This is a genomic window from Brucella tritici, from assembly GCF_008932285.1.
Classification (GTDB): Bacteria; Pseudomonadota; Alphaproteobacteria; order Rhizobiales; family Rhizobiaceae; genus Brucella; species Brucella tritici.
Genome location: NZ_WBVY01000004.1, coordinates 146,547 through 163,671 on the forward strand (window position 1 = coordinate 146,547; position 17,125 = coordinate 163,671).

Sequence of the window (17,125 nt, forward strand, 5' to 3'; positions counted from 1 at the left end):
CTCTTGAAAAGCCTAAAAGCAAGCAGCGGTGGACATATGCACACCGCTGCAATCCTGGGCCTTATTATGGAAGCAGAATGGTAGTTCCTGTCGTTTTGCGGGCTTCCAGATCCTCATGCGCCTTGCTCGCATCCTTGAGCGCATAGGTCTGGTTGATTTCGATCTTGACGGCTCCGCTTCCGACCACATCGAAAAGCTCTGCTGCCGTCTTTTCGAGGTCCGCCCGCTTGGCGATGTAATTGAATAGCGTTGGACGTGTGGCGAACAGCGAACCCTTCTGCGCCAGAATGCCAAGATCGAACGGCGGAATGACGCCAGACGATTGCCCGAAGCAGGCAAACATGCCAAGCGGCTTCAGCACATCGAGCGAGCCCATATAGGTATCGCGCCCAACGGAATCATAGACGACGTCAACCCCCGCTCCGTCGGTCAGTTCCTTCACCTTTTCGGCAAAGTTCTCGGTACGGTAGTTGATGACATGGTCGTAGCCATGCTTTCTGGCCAACGCGATCTTTTCTTCCGATCCCGCCGTGCCGATGACCTTGGCGCCAAGGTGCTTCGCCCATTGTCCGGCAATCAAGCCCACACCGCCAGCAGCCGCGTGAAACAGGATCGTCTGCCCCGGTTCCACCTTGAAAGTACGTCGCAGAAGATATTGCGCCGTCATGCCCTTCAACATCATGGAGGCGGCGGTTTTCAGGTCAACATTGTCTGGAACCTTGACCAGCCGGTCGGCTGGGAGAATGCGCTCGTCTGCATAGGAGCCCGGCGTTGCCACATAGGCAACGCGGTCGCCGACACGAACATCCTCAACGCCTGGACCAACCGCAATGACCGTGCCAGCACCTTCATTGCCGGGCGTAAACGGCATCTGGGCCGCCTTGTAAAGCCCGGTGCGAAAATAGACGTCGATAAAGTTCAGACCGACGGCTTCGTGGCGCACTTTCGCCTCGCCCGGACCGGGTTCGCCTATCTCCATCTGTTCATACTTCATGACTTCCGGCCCACCGGTCTGATGGACGCGAATGGCATTGATCATCATGCTTCTCCACTCTTCTTTGCGGCAGCGGCTTTCTCAGCCGCGATGACGGTGGCAGTTCGTCCCAACCCCGGGAAAAACTGCATGACAGCGCCGATGAAGTAGATGTAGAGGCCCGTCACGGATATGCCGACGCGGACCCACAACGGCGCGTCCAGAGTATAATAGAGCGCAGCCGCACCAAAGGCACACCAGAGCAGGAAAACCGTCAGGTTAAGTGGTCGCAGGCGCACAACGCGCACCGGATGCAGGAAGTTGATCGGCAGGAACGACAGGATTGCCGACACGACAACCGTTGCAAAGGCGACCCACTCTCCCGGCCTGACTATGAAAAGCGTAAAGACCACCATGTTCCAGACGACCGGGAAACCCTTGAAGAAGTTCTCCTTCGTCTTCATGCCGGTGTCGGCATAATAAATCGCGCTCGAAACCACGATGATCGCGCCGGAGATGAATGACAGATACGTCCCCATGAATCCGCTCTGATAAAGCGCGAAGGCTGGTATCAGAACATAGGTAACGTAATCGATGATGTTGTCGAGAAGTTCGCCAGACCAGTTTGGCAGAACATATTTGACTTCGAGCTTGCGTGCGATGGGACCGTCGATACCATCGACGAAAAGCGCCAGTCCCAGCCACCACCACATGGCCGTATAGCGCCCGTCACTGGCCGCCACTATGGAAAGGAACGCCAGAAACGATCCCGATGCCGTCAGAAGATGAACCGAAAACGCCTTGGCTTGCGGCGCGGTGACTTTCTTGGCTTTGAGTTTTCCAGTCAGTTTGGTTTTCACGCCGTCCGCCATTTCAGTTTGTCGCCGCGCATATCCCGCCCAAGACATTCCCCGCATCGTGCTTTTCAAAAATCGGAATCGATTTTTGAAAAGCACGATGCATTAATTCAACAAGTTAGAGCGGCCTTTGTACGTCGGCAAGGACGCACGGCGCTCTAAGGCAGCGAGTACATTTCATCAAACGGGGAACGCGTACACCAAACAAACTGACGTCCCCAACTCTCAAGATCGTTGAATAGCTTCTCCCCCAGGAAAAGCCATGATCTTGCAGCAGCTTTCCCTGAATAAGCACAAAAGAGCAAGTAAGGCGTGAGGCAAATCCGCCATAATCCCACGGAAGAATGGTCTTTTGCCTGCAATTCGGTTTAAGTGCAGCTCAAACGCATCCGTCTGGAATCATCGATGGATGCGACATGCATAGCGAACGGTCACGAGATCTGCGCTGTCGGACCAGGGATGAAACACGATGAACGATCTTGTTGTGAACAAGCCTCTCACTGATATTGTCATCAGCGGCAGCGGGCCTGCCGGAATGATGGCAGCGCTGGCGCTTGGCACAAAAGGCTATCGCACCGTGTTGCTGGGACCGGAGACAGACAAGAGCGACCGCCGCACCACCGCACTCATGATGCCTGCCATCAGATTACTGGAGGGACTGGGTGTCTGGTCGGATATCGAGCCGGAAGCAGCCCCCCTCGCCTCCATGCGCATTGTCGACGCGACGCGACGGCTCGTGAGAAGCCCTGCCGTGACCTTCCGCGCAGGTGAAATCGACGAGACCGCGTTCGGCTACAATATCCCCAATGCCGTTTTGAACGAGAAGCTGGCTGGGGCCGTTTCCCGCAATCCGAATATCCAACGCATCAATGCCTCCGTCATCGAATATCGCCACAATGGCGACCACGTGACCATCACCCTTTCAGGTGGTGACACGTTGCATACGCGGCTGGTCGTGGCAGCCGATGGACGCAATTCCATGGCGCGCGAAGCGGCAGGCATCCGCACACGCCGCTGGAGCTATCCGCAGACAGCCGTTGTGCTTTCCTTCTCGCATAGTGTCGACCACGAGAATATTTCGACGGAATTCCACACCGAAGAAGGCCCCTTCACTCAAGTGCCGTTGAAAGGCAAGCGCTCAAGCCTCGTCTGGGTGGTCAATCCGGGTCGCGCCGAAGCGCTTCTCGCGCTTGATGAAACGACGCTCGCTCAGCGCATCGAAGACATGATGCAGTCCATGCTGGGCAAGATTAAGCTCGAAATCAAGCCGCAGGCCTGGCCCCTTTCCGGCCTCGTGCCCCATGTCTTTGCGGCCAAGCGCACGATTCTGATCGGTGAAGCCGCGCATGTGTTTCCACCGATTGGCGCACAAGGTCTCAATCTTGGTTCACGCGATGTCGAAACGCTGGTCAAGGCTATCGAAAGCGACCCAGTCGATCCGGGTTCAGATCGAGTCATCCGCGCCTATGACCGCGCCAGACGTCCGGATATTCTGGCCCGCACCGGTTCGGTCGATGCGCTCAATCGTTCGCTTCTCTCCGGCATGCTTCCAGCCCAGATCGTGCGTGGAGTCGGATTGGAAATGCTTCGCTCTTTTGCGCCACTGCGCGCATTCTTCATGCGTGAGGGGCTTCGTCCCGGTAGCGGTTTCTCACATTTTCTTCCGAAACTGCCGAACCTTCCACAACGAAGCGACGGAAAGCGCTCCAGCTAAGATCGTTTTCAGATCATCCGAGACATCGAACAGACAGAATTGCCGGTTGCCGCCGACTTTAATTTGTCACGCGGTGAACTACATAGTGTTGCATGGGTATGACACAGATAAAGCACGCGAAATTTCAGATCGGTCAGGTCGTCAGGCACCGGTTGTTCCCGTTCCGCGGGGTTATCTTCGACGTGGACCCCGAGTTTGCGAATACTGAGGAATGGTACGAGTCCATTCCAGAGGAAGCGCGCCCGCATCGCGACCAGCCTTTTTACCATCTGCTCGCGGAAAACGCGGAATCCGAATATGTCGCCTATGTATCGGAGCAGAACCTGGTGCCTGATCTAAGCGGCGAGCCTTTGCGCCATCCTCAGATCGAGGAGATGTTTGATCGACAGGATAACGGTTCTTATCGCGTAAAATCACAGCATTCGAACTAGGATAGACGTTTCTTCTAAAGTCATGCTTCAAAACAAAAGGGGCGCTTGAAGCGCCCCTTGTTCATAACATACCGGACAGACAGCAGCTTAGTTGGCTGCGCCCTTTGCCTTGTCCTGTTCAGCCTTCATCTTGGCTTCAAAATCCTTCTGGCGCTTCTGGACGGCGTCCTGAAGTTCCTTCTGGCGTTCTTCCAGTTCCGACTGCTTGAGAGCCGGACCGGTCAGGGCACCAGAGAAGCCGGTGAGTGCAACCGGAATCGGGTTCGGCTTGTTCTGATAGTTGACCGAAGTCAGGGTCAGCTTGCCGCCCTTCTTGAGCGCATTGATGAGATCGTCCGTCAGCGGAGCTTCGGCAATGCAGCGATCCGGGAAGCAGATGCCGTATTCAAGCTTGACCGGCTTGTTGTTGTCGATCTGGAGGCCGACACCGGCAGGAATCAGACGACCGATAGGAACAGTCACCTGGAAGATCTTGCGGTTGATCTTGCCTTTGATCTCGATGAGGTTGACGGCAGTCAGGAGCTGGCCGGAATCCGCGGTGACGATGTTCTGCGTGTTGCAGATGTCATTGTCTTCCTGCTTCGAGCAAACCTTGAACCAGCCCTGTGGCGGCTGCTGCGCCGATGCGGGCATCGTCGCGGAGGCAAGCAGGGCGAACGCGCCAGCAATGGCAGATGCGGCAGCGATTGTCTTAGTGCTGGACATGATCAACAGGTTCCTTTCAACGCTCTGATCTATAGTTCCCGTTCTGTATTATAAGTCAGCGATAGACCGTCACTGGTTTGAAAATGCGGCAACAGCGTGACCTTGGGGATTTTAGCCCCCATCCGGACCCTTCCGGGCCCCAATCCGGAGCCGTGTTACAACGACTAGGGGTATGAATCCAGATGAGTTTCGACATTCCATGCCCGGAATCCGCCAAAATCTTTATTTTAGCCCCTACTGTCGCGTGGCGGACACGCCCTAATTCCGCACTTAATGTACGATCATGCTAGTTTTCGGTTCCGAATCGACGCTTCCGGCGACGACCATCAAACTTATTTACAATGGACGATTGAAGTTGAACGGATTGATTGCCTTTCTCCGCAACGTGGTTCTTGCGAGCCTTACCGGAGCTGTCGTCGGCGTGCTGCCGGCGCAGGCGATAGCCGAAGCACAGCCGGACTATGCGCTCTCCATGCATGGAGATGTGGCGCTGCCGGCTGACTTCACCCATTTTCCTTACGCAAACGCTGACGCTCCAAAGGGCGGTGCCATCACAATGGGCGTTGTCGGTACTTTCGACAGTCTCAACCCATTTGTGCTGAAAAGCATGCGGACGACGGCGCGCGGCCTTTTTCTCGACGGTGATTTGGGCAATCTGGTTTTCGAACCCTTGATGCAGCGATCGCGTGACGAACCTTTCACGCTCTACCCCCTGTTGGCAGAAAAAGTCTCCATCGACCCCGATCGCGAATGGGTCGAATTCACCTTGAATCCGAAGGCGAAATGGTCGGACGGCCAGCCGGTGACAGTGGACGACGTTCTCTTTACCTACGACATTCTGACGGAAAAGGGACGCCCTCCCTACAATAACCGTATGAGTCGAATCGATAAGATCGAAAAGACAGGGGAGCGCTCCGTTCGCTTCACCTTCAACGACAAGTCAGACCGAGAATTTCCGATGCTGATCGCGTCCATCATGCCTGTGCTGCCAAAGCACGCCATTGATCGCGAAACCTTCGGCAATTCATCGCTGAAACCACCTGTCGGCAGCGGCCCTTATCTCGTTTCCGGCTTGCAGCCCGGCCAGCGTATCATCTACAAGCGTAACCCGGACTATTGGGGTCAGGATCTGCCATCGCAGCGCGGCCTCAACAACTTCGATACGTTGACAATTGAATATTATCGAAACGAGACGTCCCTGTTCGAGTCTTTCAAGAAGGGCCTGCTGGATGTCTTCATCGAGGCAAACCCTACTCGTTGGGAGAAGCTTTATGACTTCCCGGCTGTAAAACAGGGCCGAGTTATCAAGGACAGCTTTGAAAAAGGCACGCCTGCCAACATGTTTGGCTTCGTGTTCAACACACGCCGCCCAATTTTCGCCGACCGCCGCGTCCGGCAGGCTCTGGGACTGCTGTTCGATTTCGAATGGGCCAACCGCAACCTTTTCGCCGATCAATACCGCCGCACGCAGAGTTTTTGGGAAGGATCGGAGCTTTCTTCCGTCGGCAAGCCTGCCGATGAGCGCGAGAAGCAGTGGCTGAAACCATTCCCCGAAGCCGTTCGCGACGATGTCATGAATGGTACATGGCATCCGCCCGTAACGGACGGCAGCGGTCATGACCGCATGCCTGCAAAGAAAGCCTATGATCTGCTGACAGAGGCCGGCTTCCAATTTGAACACGGTCTCGCCGTCGATCCTTCTGGCAAGCCGCTCAAATTCGAAATCATGACGCGCTCGCCCGACGAGGAAAAAGTCGCACTGGCCTATAAGCGTAATCTCGCGCGACTGGGCATCACAATCGAAATACGCACTGTGGACGACGCCCAGTATCAACAACGTCTCCAGACATTCGACTACGACATGATTCTCGGAGCGCTGACCGGATCGCTTTCGCCCGGCAATGAACAATGGATGCGCTGGGGAGCGGCCTCGCGTGACGTCCAGGGAAGTTTCAACTATCCAGGTGTTGCCGACCCGGCAGTAGATGCGATGATTGAAGCGCTGCTGGCAGCCAGAAGCCGTGCCGATTTCGTGAGTGCGGTCCGCGCGCTCGATCGTGTGCTTATCTCCGGGGATTACTATATCCCGCTCTACCACCTGCCCTATCAGTGGGTGGCGCGCTGGGATCGCATCGATCACCCGAAGAAGACTTCGCTCTATGGTTATCAACTGCCGACCTGGTGGCGTGCAAAGCCATGATCGGGCTTTAACGTTGATGTAATTCGCCCTACATGCACCCAATATATGATGAGCATTCAACCGGAGGCGACGCCTCTGGTTCCCGTATGGAGACACTGCCATGGCCACCAGAAAGATAACTATCGATGTCGTGTCCGACGTCGTCTGCCCTTGGTGCTTTCTGGGGCGCAAGCGCCTCGAAGCGGCTCTTGCCATGGTGCCGGATGTGGAGGCGGAAGTACGCTGGCGCCCCTTCCAGCTCGATCCGACCCTGCCTCCGCAGGGCAAGGATCGCCAAACCTATATGCGGGAGAAATTCGGCACCGGCGGAAAGATCGATGACATCCACAAGCAACTGACGCAGCTTGGCGAGGAAAACGGCATCGTCTTCGATTTCGACGCCATCGCCCGCGCGCCAAATACTCTCGACGCCCATCGTGTCATCCATTGGGCTGCACAGGCTGCTCCTGATACACAGGACCGGATGGTCGGCATGTTGTTCTCGCTCTATTTCGAGCAGGGACAAGATATCGGCGATCATGAAGTGCTGGTCGATGCGGCGGCAAGTGTCGGCATGGATGCCGAAGTGGTCGCCCGGCTCCTGCAAAGCGAGGCCGACAGGGCAACGATTCGTGAAGAGATCGATACTGCCAGCCGCATTGGCGTGCGCGGCGTGCCTTGTTTTATCATCGATCAGAAATACGCTGTCATGGGCGCTCAGACGGCAGATGTCCTTGCTGACGCCATCCGCCAGACGGCAGAAGGCTTTGAGCCGGGGATTTCTGAAGATCGCTAAAAGACACGAAGCGGCGGGTTAACCCGCCGCGATCTTCGCCAGTTGCGTCATGATGACGGCAGAACCGTTGAGCCGCTTTTCCGGTGTCGGCCAGTCGCGGATGAAGACGATGCTCTGATCCGGCCTGATCTTGGCCATGGAGCCCTGTTCGCCGATCATTTTCACCAGCCCGACAGGATTGTTGAAGGTCGCATTGCGGAACTGGATGACCACGCCCTTCGGACCGGCATCGAGCTTCTCGACATTCGCACGGCGGCAAAGCGCCTTGATATAAACAATCTTGAGCAAATGCTGCACTTCGTCGGGCATCGGACCAAACCGGTCGATGAGTTCGGCACCGAAGGCATCGATATCTTGCGGCTCTTCCAGATCAGCCAGACGGCGATAAAGGCCAAGACGCAGTTGCAGGTCGGGCACATAGGCTTCGGGGATCATCACGGCGGTGCCGATCGCGATCTGCGGCGACCACTGGCTGTCCTCAACTTCGACAGTGCCCTTGAGCGTGGCCACCGCCTCTTCCAGCATCTGCTGATAAAGCTCGAATCCAACTTCCTTGATATGGCCCGATTGCTCTTCGCCGAGCAGATTGCCTGCCCCGCGAATATCCATATCGTGGCTGGCAAGCTGGAAGCCTGCGCCCAGCGTGTCGAGCGACTGCAGAACCTTGAGGCGACGTTCTGCCATCTGCGTCAGCATCTTACCTGCTGGAAGGGTGAACAGCGCAAAGGCGCGTTGCTTGGAACGACCGACCCGACCGCGAAGCTGGTACAACTGAGCCAGGCCGAACATATCGGCGCGGTGCACGATCATCGTGTTAGCCGTCGGAATATCGAGGCCAGATTCCACGATGGTCGTAGACAGAAGCACATCATACTGGCCGTCATAGAAGGCGTTCATGATGTCATCCAGCACGCCCGGCGCCATCTGGCCATGGGCCACGGCCACTTTCAGTTCAGGCACATGCGTTTTCAGGAATTCTTCGATCTCGCCAAGATCGGAAATGCGCGGGCAGACATAGAAACTCTGGCCGCCGCGATAGCGTTCGCGCAAAAGCGTTTCCCGAATGACGAGCGGATCGAACGGCGAAACGAAGGTGCGCACCGCCATACGATCGACGGGAGGCGTGGTGATGAGCGAGAGTTCTCGCACACCGGTCAGCGCAAGCTGCAAAGTGCGCGGAATCGGCGTGGCGGACAATGTCAGCACATGCACGTCCGACTTCAGTTCCTTCAGCCGCTCCTTGTGCTTGACGCCGAAATGCTGCTCTTCATCGATGATGAGCAGGCCGAGATTCTTGAACTTGATCGAGTTGCCGAGCAGCGCATGCGTGCCAACGACAATATCGACAGTTCCTTCTTCCAGCCCCTTCTTGGCAGCCGCAAGCTCCTTCGCGCCGACAAGACGCGAGGCATGGGCCAGATTGATCGGCAGGCCATGGAAGCGCTTCGAGAAGGTCTTGAAATGCTGGCGTGACAGAAGTGTCGTCGGCACGACGACCGCCACCTGAACACCGCTCATCGCAGCAATGAAGGCAGCACGCAGCGCTACTTCCGTTTTGCCAAAGCCGACATCGCCACAGATCAGGCGATCCATCGGCTTGCCAGCAGCCAGATCATCCGCCACGGACTCAATAGCTGTTAGCTGGTCGTCGGTTTCGTCATAGGGAAAACGAGCGGAGAATTCCGCATAAAGTCCGTCCGGTGGCGTCATCACCGGCGCACCGCGCATCTGCCGTTCAGCGGCGATCTGGATCAGATGCCCGGCAATCTCAAGCAGGCGTTTCTTGAGCTTGGCCTTGCGCATCTGCCATGCGCCACCGCCAAGCTTGTCGAGGACCGCATCGGAGCCTTCCGAACCATAACGCGAGAGCAACTCAATATTTTCGACCGGCAGAAACAGCCGGTCATCACCCGCATAATGGATTTCAAGACAGTCATGCGGAGCGCCAGCGGCAGTAATGGTCTTGAGGCCAATGAAGCGGCCGATACCGTGATCGACATGGACGACAATATCGCCAGCGTTTAGCGAGGCGACTTCCGAGATGAAATCCTGATCGCGCTTGCGACGCTTGGAACGGCGGATAAGACGGTCACCCAGAATATCCTGCTCGGCCACAATGACGAGATCGCCAGCATCGAAGCCGCTCTCGACGGCCAGCACAGCAGCCGTGACCTTGTCGCGCGATAGCGCCTTGACGGTAGAAAGCCGGTCAACCGACTCGATCTTTTCCAGCCCATGCTCGTCCAGCACTTGCAAAAGACGGTCGAGCGAACCTTCCGTCCACGCAGCAACCAGCACTTTCTTGCCTGCGGCACGCAGCTCGGCAATATGCTTCACCACTGCTTCAAACAGGTTCACGTCGGTAGCGGCGCGCTCCTCGGCAAAGCTGCGGCCCTTATGCACAGCCGCATGAACAATCGTCCGCCCCGTAACCTCCGGCGCACCGAATGGCGTCAGGTCGATGCGTACGCCCCCGGCTTCGGCGTGCTTCTCCACCTCTGATGGTGTGAGATAAAGCGTTTCCGGCTTGACCGGCTTGTAAGGCACGGCATCGCTGCCCGGCTCCTTGCCTTCGGCCTGTCTCAGCCGCGCCTCGTAATGATCGACAACCATGGTGTGGCGCTCGGTCAGCGCTTCATGCACCAGATGATCAAACACCACCGGCATATCGCCCACATGGTCGAACACAGTATCGAGCTTGTCATAGAACAGTGGCAGCCAGTGTTCCATGCCCGCAAAACGGCGACCTTCACTGATTGCCTGATAGAGCGCGTCGTCGCGCTGCGGCGCACCGAACATCGCGACGTAATTCTTGCGGAAACGGCTGATCATGTCAGGCGAAAGCGTGATTTCGCTCATCGGCTGGAGCACGAACTCCTTGCGGGTACCCGTGGTGCGCTGCGAAGCCGGATCGAAAGCGCGGATTGATTCCAGTGTGTCGCCAAAGAAATCAAGCCGCAATGGCTCTTCAGCACCCGGCGCATAAAGATCGAGAATGCCGCCACGAACGGCAAATTCACCAATATCACGGACGGTAGAAACGCGCTCGAAACCATTGCGTTCCAGCCGGGATGCCAGATCGTTCATATCCAGCTGGTTGCCGGGACGCGCCGAAATCACCTGTTCGGCAATCGCATTTTGCGGCGGCAGCTTTTGCAGAACGGCATTGGCTGTGGTGAGAACAATCGCGGGATGCGGTGTCTTTTTAAGCTCGGACAGCGCACTAAGAGCAGCGAGCCGGCGTGCGGCTGCATCTGCGCCCGGCGACACGCGGTCGTAAGGCAAACAGTCCCATGCAGGCAGATGCAGAACCGGCATGTCCGGCGCCACAAAACTTAAGACCTGCTCCAGATCGGCAATGCGCTGACCGTCACGCACGATATACATGATTGGCCCGCGTTCACCAATCTCTTCCGCGAGACGAACAAGGCAGAACGCCTCGTAACCGTCGGCGACACCGTCGATCACGATATGACGATTTGCCCCGAGCGCGCTGGAGGACTTGAGACCTAGTTTGCTGAAAACGGGCATGGGAACCTTGAACTCAGAATTCTATGCGGTCGCGGAAGGCGACAATATCGCGAAACAGAGGCGTGTCGTAATCTGCCGGGATAGGGCTTTCACCCGTCACCCATTTGAGAAGATCGCGGTCAAGCACTTCAAGAATATGCTCGAACTCATCGAGCTGCGGGTCGGTGAAGCCGACAATATATTCATCCGCATATTGCCCGAGGATCAGATCCATCTCGCGCATACCGCGATGCCACGCGCGAAACAGAAGCTTGCGGCGCCGTACATCAAGATTTTCCGTCGCCAATGTGCTGCCAGTCATCCTCGGTAAGCTCCAATCATTCAAATTGCTGCTGGTATATAGCATCTGCGCGGCAAACGGGAACCCGTTTATCCAACAAGAACAAAAAGAGCACAGAAAGATTATGCACTGCCCTTGCACCGTGAGGCGAAGCAGTTAATGCTCAAGCCCATGCGCCCATCCATGCTCGATCCATTTTTTGCTTCCGTTCGTTCGCTTTCCGGCATTGGCCCGAAGGTTGCCGCCCTGCTTGGAAAACTGCTTGGCACAGATATACCGGGCGCAGAACCCAAGGTCTGGCAACTGCTGTTTCTGGCACCGCACAGTGTGATCGACCGGCGCAATCGGCCCGGCATCGCGCTTGCGCAGGAAGGTGCAATCGTCACGCTGGAAGTCATTGTCGACCAGCATCAGCCTGCACCACCCGGACGTGGCAATGTTCCGCATCGCGTCTTCGCCCATGACGACACCGGCGAAATCGCGTTGACCTTCTTCCATGCGCAATTGCCATGGCTGCACAAAATGCTGCCCGAAGGCGAAACAGTCATCGTGTCAGGCAAGGTAGAATGGTTCAACGGTCGGGCCTCCATGGTTCACCCGGACTATATTGCAAGCCTGGAAGATGCAGCCAATCTGCCGATGGTCGAACCTGTCTATCCGCTGACTGCGGGCCTGTCACCCAAGACACTGGCACGCGCCGTCAAGGAAGCTTTGAGTCGTGTGCCTCCGCTGCCGGAATGGATCGATCCACCCTTGCTGGCGCGCGAGCGCTTCACCAGTTTTCAGCAATCGCTCAACACGCTTCACCTGCCCGAAAATCCGTCGGACATCGCGCTTGAAAGCATTTCGCGACGCAGGCTTGCTTATGACGAATTTCTGGCCGGGCAACTGGCGCTCGCCCTCGTGCGTGCCAAGACACGCAGGCTTTCCGGTCGCCCCTTGGAGGGCACCGGACGCATCGTTGCCGAGATCATGCGGCACCTGCCTTATCGCTTGACCAAGGGGCAGGATCAGGCGGTTCGCGAAATCATCACAGACCTCAAATCGCCTGAGCGCATGTTGCGGCTTTTGCAGGGCGATGTCGGCTCTGGCAAGACGGTCGTTGGATTGCTGTCCATGGCGCATGCCGCTGAATCCGGCGGCCAATCAGCACTCATGGCCCCAACGGAAGTTCTCGCCCGCCAGCATTTTGCAACCATCGCTCCACTCGCGGAGAAGGCCGGACTGAAAGCAGCGCTGCTGACCGGTCGCGAAAAGGGCCGTGACCGGAACGCAGTTCTCGAAGGATTGAAAAGCGGCGAGATCGATATCGTCATCGGCACGCACGCTCTTTTTCAGGAAAAGGTCGAATATCACGACCTCGTTCTCGTCATCATCGATGAACAACATCGCTTCGGCGTGCATCAGCGTCTGATGCTAACCGCAAAGGGTTCTGCACCTGATATGCTGGTTATGACCGCCACGCCAATACCGCGGACCCTCGTGCTTACAGCCTTCGGCGATATGGACGTGTCGAAACTGACCGAGAAACCTGCCGGACGCCAGCCCATTACGACTGCCATTGTGCCAATGGAACGCATGGGCGAACTTGTCGAGCGCATCCGGAAGGCCGTAGCAGAAGGTCAAAAAATCTACTGGATTTGTCCGCTCGTGGAGGAATCCGAAGTCGTTGAACTGACTTCGGCGGAAGAACGTTTCGAAAGCCTCAAGCCCGTCTTCGGCGAGCGCATCGGCCTTATCCATGGCCGCATGAACGGGGCTGAAAAAGACAAGGCCATGCGGGCATTCAAACAAGGCGAAACACGAGTTCTCGTCGCGACTACCGTGATCGAAGTCGGCGTGGATGTGCCCGACGCCACGATCATCGTCATCGAGCATGCTGAACGGTTCGGCCTGTCGCAATTGCACCAGCTACGCGGTCGCGTGGGTCGCGGCGACAAACCATCGACCTGCCTGCTGCTTTACAAAGGCCCGCTGGGAGAAATCGCACAATCCCGGCTGAAGGTTATGCGCGAGACGGAAGACGGTTTTCGCATCGCCGAAGAAGATTTGAAACTGCGCGGTGAAGGCGAATTGCTCGGCACACGGCAATCCGGCACCCCAGGCTTCCGTTTGGCCTCCATCGAGGCACATGGCGACCTTCTGGAAATCGCTCGCAAGGATGCGCGCTATATTTTGACAAGCGACCCAGATCTGGAATCCGAGCGCGGACAGGCGTTGCGGGTCCTGCTTTATCTTTTCGGGCGCGACGAAGCGATAAGGCTCTTAAGAGCTGGATAGCAAAATGGCGGCAATACGCCGCCACTTCTATTAACTTATAAAGATTTTTCTATAATAAGCTGAATTTACTCGACAGTTACCGACTTTGCCAGATTGCGCGGCTGATCCACATCCGTCCCCATGAGGATTGCAGTGTGATAGGCCAGCATCTGGATCGGCAATGCGTAAACGAGCGGCGTGATGAATTCCGGCACATCCGGCAGAACAATGGTCGCCATCGTGTCGATGCTTGCAGCCTCGGCACCCTTCTTATCGGTGATAAGAATGATACGACCGCCACGCGCTGCGACTTCCTGCATGTTGGAAACGGTCTTCTCATAGAGACGATCGGACGGCGCAATGACGATTACTGGCATAGTTTCATCAATCAGCGCAATCGGGCCGTGCTTCAATTCACCGGCAGCATAGCCTTCGGCGTGAATATAGGAAATTTCCTTCAGCTTCAGCGCACCTTCCATCGCCAGCGGGAAGGAAGTGCCGCGACCGAGATAAAGCACATGATTGACCTTGGCCAGTTCATGGCAGACCGCAGCGATCTGGTCTTCAAGCTTCAGAACCTGATTGATGAAACGTGGCGCTTCGGAAAGCTGACGTACCAGTTCCTGTTCCCGCTTGTCATCGATTGCGCCACGCGATTTCGCAGCTGCAATTACCAGTGAGGCCATGGCCGACAGCTGGCAGGTAAAGGCTTTAGTGGAAGCAACGCCGATTTCAGGGCCTGCAAGCGTCGGGAAAACAGCATCGGATTCACGCGCAATGGTCGAGCCGGTGACATTCACGACAGCGGCGATCTTCAATCCTTGCGACTTGCAGTAACGTAGCGAAGCAAGCGTATCAGCCGTTTCGCCTGACTGCGACACGAACATCGCCAGCGAATCCTTCGAGAGCGGCATTTCGCGATAGCGGAATTCGGAAGCGATATCGCTGTCGACCGGCAGTCGCGCAATCTGCTCGAACCAGTATTTGCCGACGGACGCCGCATAGTAGGCCGTGCCGCAGGCAGAAATCGTCAGGCGGTCAATTTTGCTAAAATCAATACCAATCGCTTCCTGGCGCACCTTACCCGTCGTGAAGTCGAGATAGTTGGCAAGCGTATGGGAAATTACTTCCGGCTGCTCAAACATCTCCTTCTGCATGAAGTGACGATGATTACCCTTGGAGACGAGCATGTTTGCCGTCTGCGTCTTTTGAATCGGGCGCTCAACTTCGCTGTTGTTTTCGTCGTAAACCGTCACGCCCTTGCGCGTCAGAACGGCCCAATCGCCATCTTCGAGATAGGCAATGGTATCCGTGAAGGGCGAAAGTGCGATGGCGTCGGAACCGAGGAACATTTCTCCTTCCCCATAACCGACGGCGAGCGGCGGTCCCTGACGTGCACCGATCAAAAGTTCTTCGTCCCCTTCGAACAGGAAGGCGAGTGCAAAGGCACCATGCAGCATCGGCAGGCTGTCGCGCACGGCTTCAACCGGGGACTTGCCCTTTGCCAGTTCACGGGTCACCAGATGGGCAACAGCTTCGGTATCGGTTTCTGTCTGGAACTTGTAGCCTTCCGCCTCAAGCATGGTGCGAAGTTCGGCGAAATTCTCGATGATGCCGTTGTGAACGACCGCGAGGCGATCGGTAATGTGCGGATGTGCGTTGCGCTCCACTGGTTTCCCGTGCGTAGCCCAGCGCGTATGGCCGATACCAATAACGCCGGGAAGCGGCTCTCCCGCCAGGCGCTTTTCCAGATTGACCAGCTTGCCTTCGGCACGGCGGCGATCGAGCTTACCGTTCTGCAGTGTAGCGATACCGGCAGAATCGTAGCCGCGATATTCAAGCCGCTTCAGTGCATCCACAAGAAGCGGAGCGACTTCGTTATTTCCAATTATGCCGATAATTCCACACATAGGCTGCTCCAAATCCGACGTTCAGGCGTGTTGCTTCGCGGTTTAAAGATTCTAACGCAGAACGGCAACCCAGGGGATTGCCGTTCGCTTAAACAATTGGATGATTCATTTGGTGGAGGTTTTAGCCGCTTTGATGGCGGCGTACTTCTCTCGCAGGATCTTCGCCCGCCCCTCTTTCGTTTCCTGGCGTGCGCGACCGAAAGCCAGCGCATCGGCGGGAACATTGTCAGTAATCGTGCTGCCCGACGCGATATAGGCATTGTCGCCAATTTCTACCGGAGCAACCAGCGAGCTGTTCGACCCGATGAATGCGTTCTCGCCAATCACCGTTTTGTACTTGTTATAACCGTCGTAATTGCAGGTGATCGTGCCTGCACCGATGTTGCTTGATGCGCCGACTGTCGCGTCGCCGATATAGGTCAGGTGATTGATCTTCGCGCCTTTGTGAACCATGGCATTCTTCACCTCGCAGAAATTGCCGACCTTAGTTTTCTCACCGAGATTTGCGCCGGGACGCAAGCGCGCAAACGGTCCAATCTCCGCCTTCGGACCAACATCGGCTCCTTCCATATGCGAGAACGAATGGATCAAAGCGCCTGTCGACACACGCACATGAGGGCCGAAGAAGACGTTCGGTTCAACGATAACATCCGCCTCGATCAGCGTGTCGTGCGAAAAGAATACCGTTTCCGGAGCGATAAGCGTCACGCCTGCAAGCATCATCTCGCGGCGCTTGCGCTGCTGCCAGATGGTTTCTGCTTCGGCCAGTTCAACACGATTATTGATGCCGATGACATTATCGACCGGCACTTCGATAGCCGTCACGTTCATACCCTTGCCATGGGCGATGGCGACGATATCGGTGAGGTAATATTCACCCTTGGCATTGTCATTGCCCACCGCATCCAGAAGCGCCAGAGCGTGTTGACCGCGAACTGCCATCAGCCCGCCATTGCAGAAACCAATCAGTTTTTGCGCTTCGGTTGCTTCTTTTTCCTCGACGATGGCGACAAGTTGGTCGCCTTCCTCGATCAGACGACCATAGCCGTGCGGATTATCCGGGCGAAAACCGATAACAACGACATCGGCACCATCGGACAGTCGCGCACGGGCCTTTTGCAGAGATTGCGCCTCGATCAGCGGCGTGTCGCCGAAAACAATGAGCAGATCGTCATAGCCGCGTTCGATTGCTTCGCGCGCGGCGAGAACCGCATGCGCCGTGCCCAGGCGTTCCTTCTGCTCGAAAGCCGACACCGGGCCTGCATTCTTTTCCACTGCCGCCCGCACATCCTCGGCACCACGCCCTACGACCAGCGCAACGTCACTTTTGCCGGTGCCCTGAACTGCCTTGACCACGTGAGAAACCAGCGGCAAGCCTGCCACCTGATGCAGCACCTTGGGCAAGCTGGATTTCATGCGCGTGCCTTCGCCAGCGGCAAGTACGATGGAAAGGCAGGTACGGTCTGTCATGATATCGTCCAGAAAATTGA

Annotated in this window: 12 protein-coding genes; 5 read left to right on the plus strand and 7 right to left on the minus strand. The window is 56.5% G+C overall.

Going from position 1 to position 17,125, the window contains the following annotated elements:
- Positions 1 to 64: 64 nt before the first annotated feature.
- Both F9K94_RS15095 and pcsA read right to left on the minus strand, forming a co-directional pair.
- Positions 65 to 1,039 carry a quinone oxidoreductase family protein gene (locus tag F9K94_RS15095; protein WP_151647674.1) on the minus strand — a complete coding sequence of 325 codons (975 nt, stop codon included), beginning with the start codon at positions 1,037 to 1,039 and terminating at the stop codon, positions 65 to 67.
- Positions 1,039 to 1,845, minus strand: coding sequence for a phosphatidylcholine synthase (pcsA, locus tag F9K94_RS15100; RefSeq protein WP_061345370.1), 807 nt, complete (start codon positions 1,843 to 1,845; stop codon positions 1,039 to 1,041). The genes F9K94_RS15095 and pcsA overlap by 1 nt, the downstream gene beginning before the upstream one ends.
- 454 nt (positions 1,846 to 2,299) lie before the next feature.
- Between pcsA and F9K94_RS15105 the strand changes: the two genes are divergently transcribed.
- Both F9K94_RS15105 and hspQ read left to right on the plus strand, forming a co-directional pair.
- The gene (locus F9K94_RS15105) at positions 2,300 to 3,544 is read left to right on the plus strand and encodes a UbiH/UbiF family hydroxylase (RefSeq protein ID WP_061345371.1); all 1,245 of its coding nucleotides are present in this window, start codon (positions 2,300 to 2,302) and stop codon (positions 3,542 to 3,544) included.
- Between the two features lie 92 nt (positions 3,545 to 3,636).
- On the plus strand, positions 3,637 to 3,975 hold the full coding sequence (gene hspQ / locus F9K94_RS15110; protein WP_061345372.1) for a heat shock protein HspQ: 339 nt from the start codon (positions 3,637 to 3,639) through the stop codon (positions 3,973 to 3,975).
- A gap of 87 nt (positions 3,976 to 4,062) precedes the next feature.
- On the opposite strand, the gene F9K94_RS15115 is transcribed toward hspQ, so the two are convergent.
- Entirely contained in the window at positions 4,063 to 4,680 is a 618-nt protein-coding gene (locus F9K94_RS15115) for an invasion associated locus B family protein (protein ID WP_010658835.1), read from the minus strand.
- Positions 4,681 to 5,029: 349 nt separating this feature from the next.
- Here F9K94_RS15115 and F9K94_RS15120 point away from each other — a divergent pair, with 349 nt between their 5' ends.
- A complete protein-coding gene (locus F9K94_RS15120) occupies positions 5,030 to 6,880 on the plus strand; it encodes an extracellular solute-binding protein (protein ID WP_151647676.1) in 1,851 nt (616 codons plus the stop codon).
- Between the two features lie 100 nt (positions 6,881 to 6,980).
- Positions 6,981 to 7,655, plus strand: coding sequence for a DsbA family oxidoreductase (locus F9K94_RS15125; RefSeq protein ID WP_151646602.1), 675 nt, complete (start codon positions 6,981 to 6,983; stop codon positions 7,653 to 7,655).
- A gap of 18 nt (positions 7,656 to 7,673) precedes the next feature.
- Here F9K94_RS15125 and mfd read toward each other — a convergent pair whose 3' ends face one another.
- Both mfd and F9K94_RS15135 read right to left on the minus strand, forming a co-directional pair.
- Positions 7,674 to 11,186, minus strand: a complete 3,513-nt coding sequence (gene mfd / locus F9K94_RS15130) for a transcription-repair coupling factor (protein ID WP_151646603.1) — start codon at positions 11,184 to 11,186, stop codon at positions 7,674 to 7,676.
- 13 nt (positions 11,187 to 11,199) lie between these two features.
- Entirely contained in the window at positions 11,200 to 11,487 is a 288-nt protein-coding gene (locus F9K94_RS15135) for an FAD assembly factor SdhE (RefSeq protein ID WP_061345376.1), read from the minus strand.
- A gap of 138 nt (positions 11,488 to 11,625) precedes the next feature.
- On the opposite strand from F9K94_RS15135, the gene recG reads away from it, so the two are divergent.
- Positions 11,626 to 13,746: an ATP-dependent DNA helicase RecG gene (gene recG / locus F9K94_RS15140; RefSeq protein ID WP_192799508.1), complete on the plus strand. Its 2,121-nt coding sequence runs from the start codon at positions 11,626 to 11,628 to the stop codon at positions 13,744 to 13,746.
- A gap of 65 nt (positions 13,747 to 13,811) precedes the next feature.
- Here recG and glmS read toward each other — a convergent pair whose 3' ends face one another.
- Both glmS and glmU read right to left on the minus strand, forming a co-directional pair.
- The gene (glmS, locus tag F9K94_RS15145; protein ID WP_151646604.1) at positions 13,812 to 15,635 is read right to left on the minus strand and encodes a glutamine--fructose-6-phosphate transaminase (isomerizing); all 1,824 of its coding nucleotides are present in this window, start codon (positions 15,633 to 15,635) and stop codon (positions 13,812 to 13,814) included.
- Positions 15,636 to 15,740: 105 nt separating this feature from the next.
- The gene (gene glmU, locus F9K94_RS15150) at positions 15,741 to 17,105 is read right to left on the minus strand and encodes a bifunctional UDP-N-acetylglucosamine diphosphorylase/glucosamine-1-phosphate N-acetyltransferase GlmU (protein WP_151646605.1); all 1,365 of its coding nucleotides are present in this window, start codon (positions 17,103 to 17,105) and stop codon (positions 15,741 to 15,743) included.
- Positions 17,106 to 17,125: the final 20 nt, after the last annotated feature.

Excerpts from the sequence above, each read along its gene's own strand:
- recG (WP_192799508.1), top strand. The coding sequence starts at position 11,626 with ATGCTCAAGCCCATGCGCCCATCCATGCTCGATCCATTTTTTGCTTCC.
- F9K94_RS15115 (WP_010658835.1), bottom strand. The coding sequence starts at position 4,680 with ATGTCCAGCACTAAGACAATCGCTGCCGCATCTGCCATTGCTGGCGCG.
- glmS (WP_151646604.1), bottom strand. The coding sequence starts at position 15,635 with ATGTGTGGAATTATCGGCATAATTGGAAATAACGAAGTCGCTCCGCTT.
- F9K94_RS15125 (WP_151646602.1), top strand. The coding sequence starts at position 6,981 with ATGGCCACCAGAAAGATAACTATCGATGTCGTGTCCGACGTCGTCTGC.
- F9K94_RS15105 (WP_061345371.1), top strand. The coding sequence starts at position 2,300 with ATGAACGATCTTGTTGTGAACAAGCCTCTCACTGATATTGTCATCAGC.
- mfd (WP_151646603.1), bottom strand. The coding sequence starts at position 11,186 with ATGCCCGTTTTCAGCAAACTAGGTCTCAAGTCCTCCAGCGCGCTCGGG.
- pcsA (WP_061345370.1), bottom strand. The coding sequence starts at position 1,845 with ATGGCGGACGGCGTGAAAACCAAACTGACTGGAAAACTCAAAGCCAAG.
- F9K94_RS15135 (WP_061345376.1), bottom strand. The coding sequence starts at position 11,487 with ATGACTGGCAGCACATTGGCGACGGAAAATCTTGATGTACGGCGCCGC.
- hspQ (WP_061345372.1), top strand. The coding sequence starts at position 3,637 with ATGGGTATGACACAGATAAAGCACGCGAAATTTCAGATCGGTCAGGTC.
- glmU (WP_151646605.1), bottom strand. The coding sequence starts at position 17,105 with ATGACAGACCGTACCTGCCTTTCCATCGTACTTGCCGCTGGCGAAGGC.
- F9K94_RS15095 (WP_151647674.1), bottom strand. The coding sequence starts at position 1,039 with ATGATCAATGCCATTCGCGTCCATCAGACCGGTGGGCCGGAAGTCATG.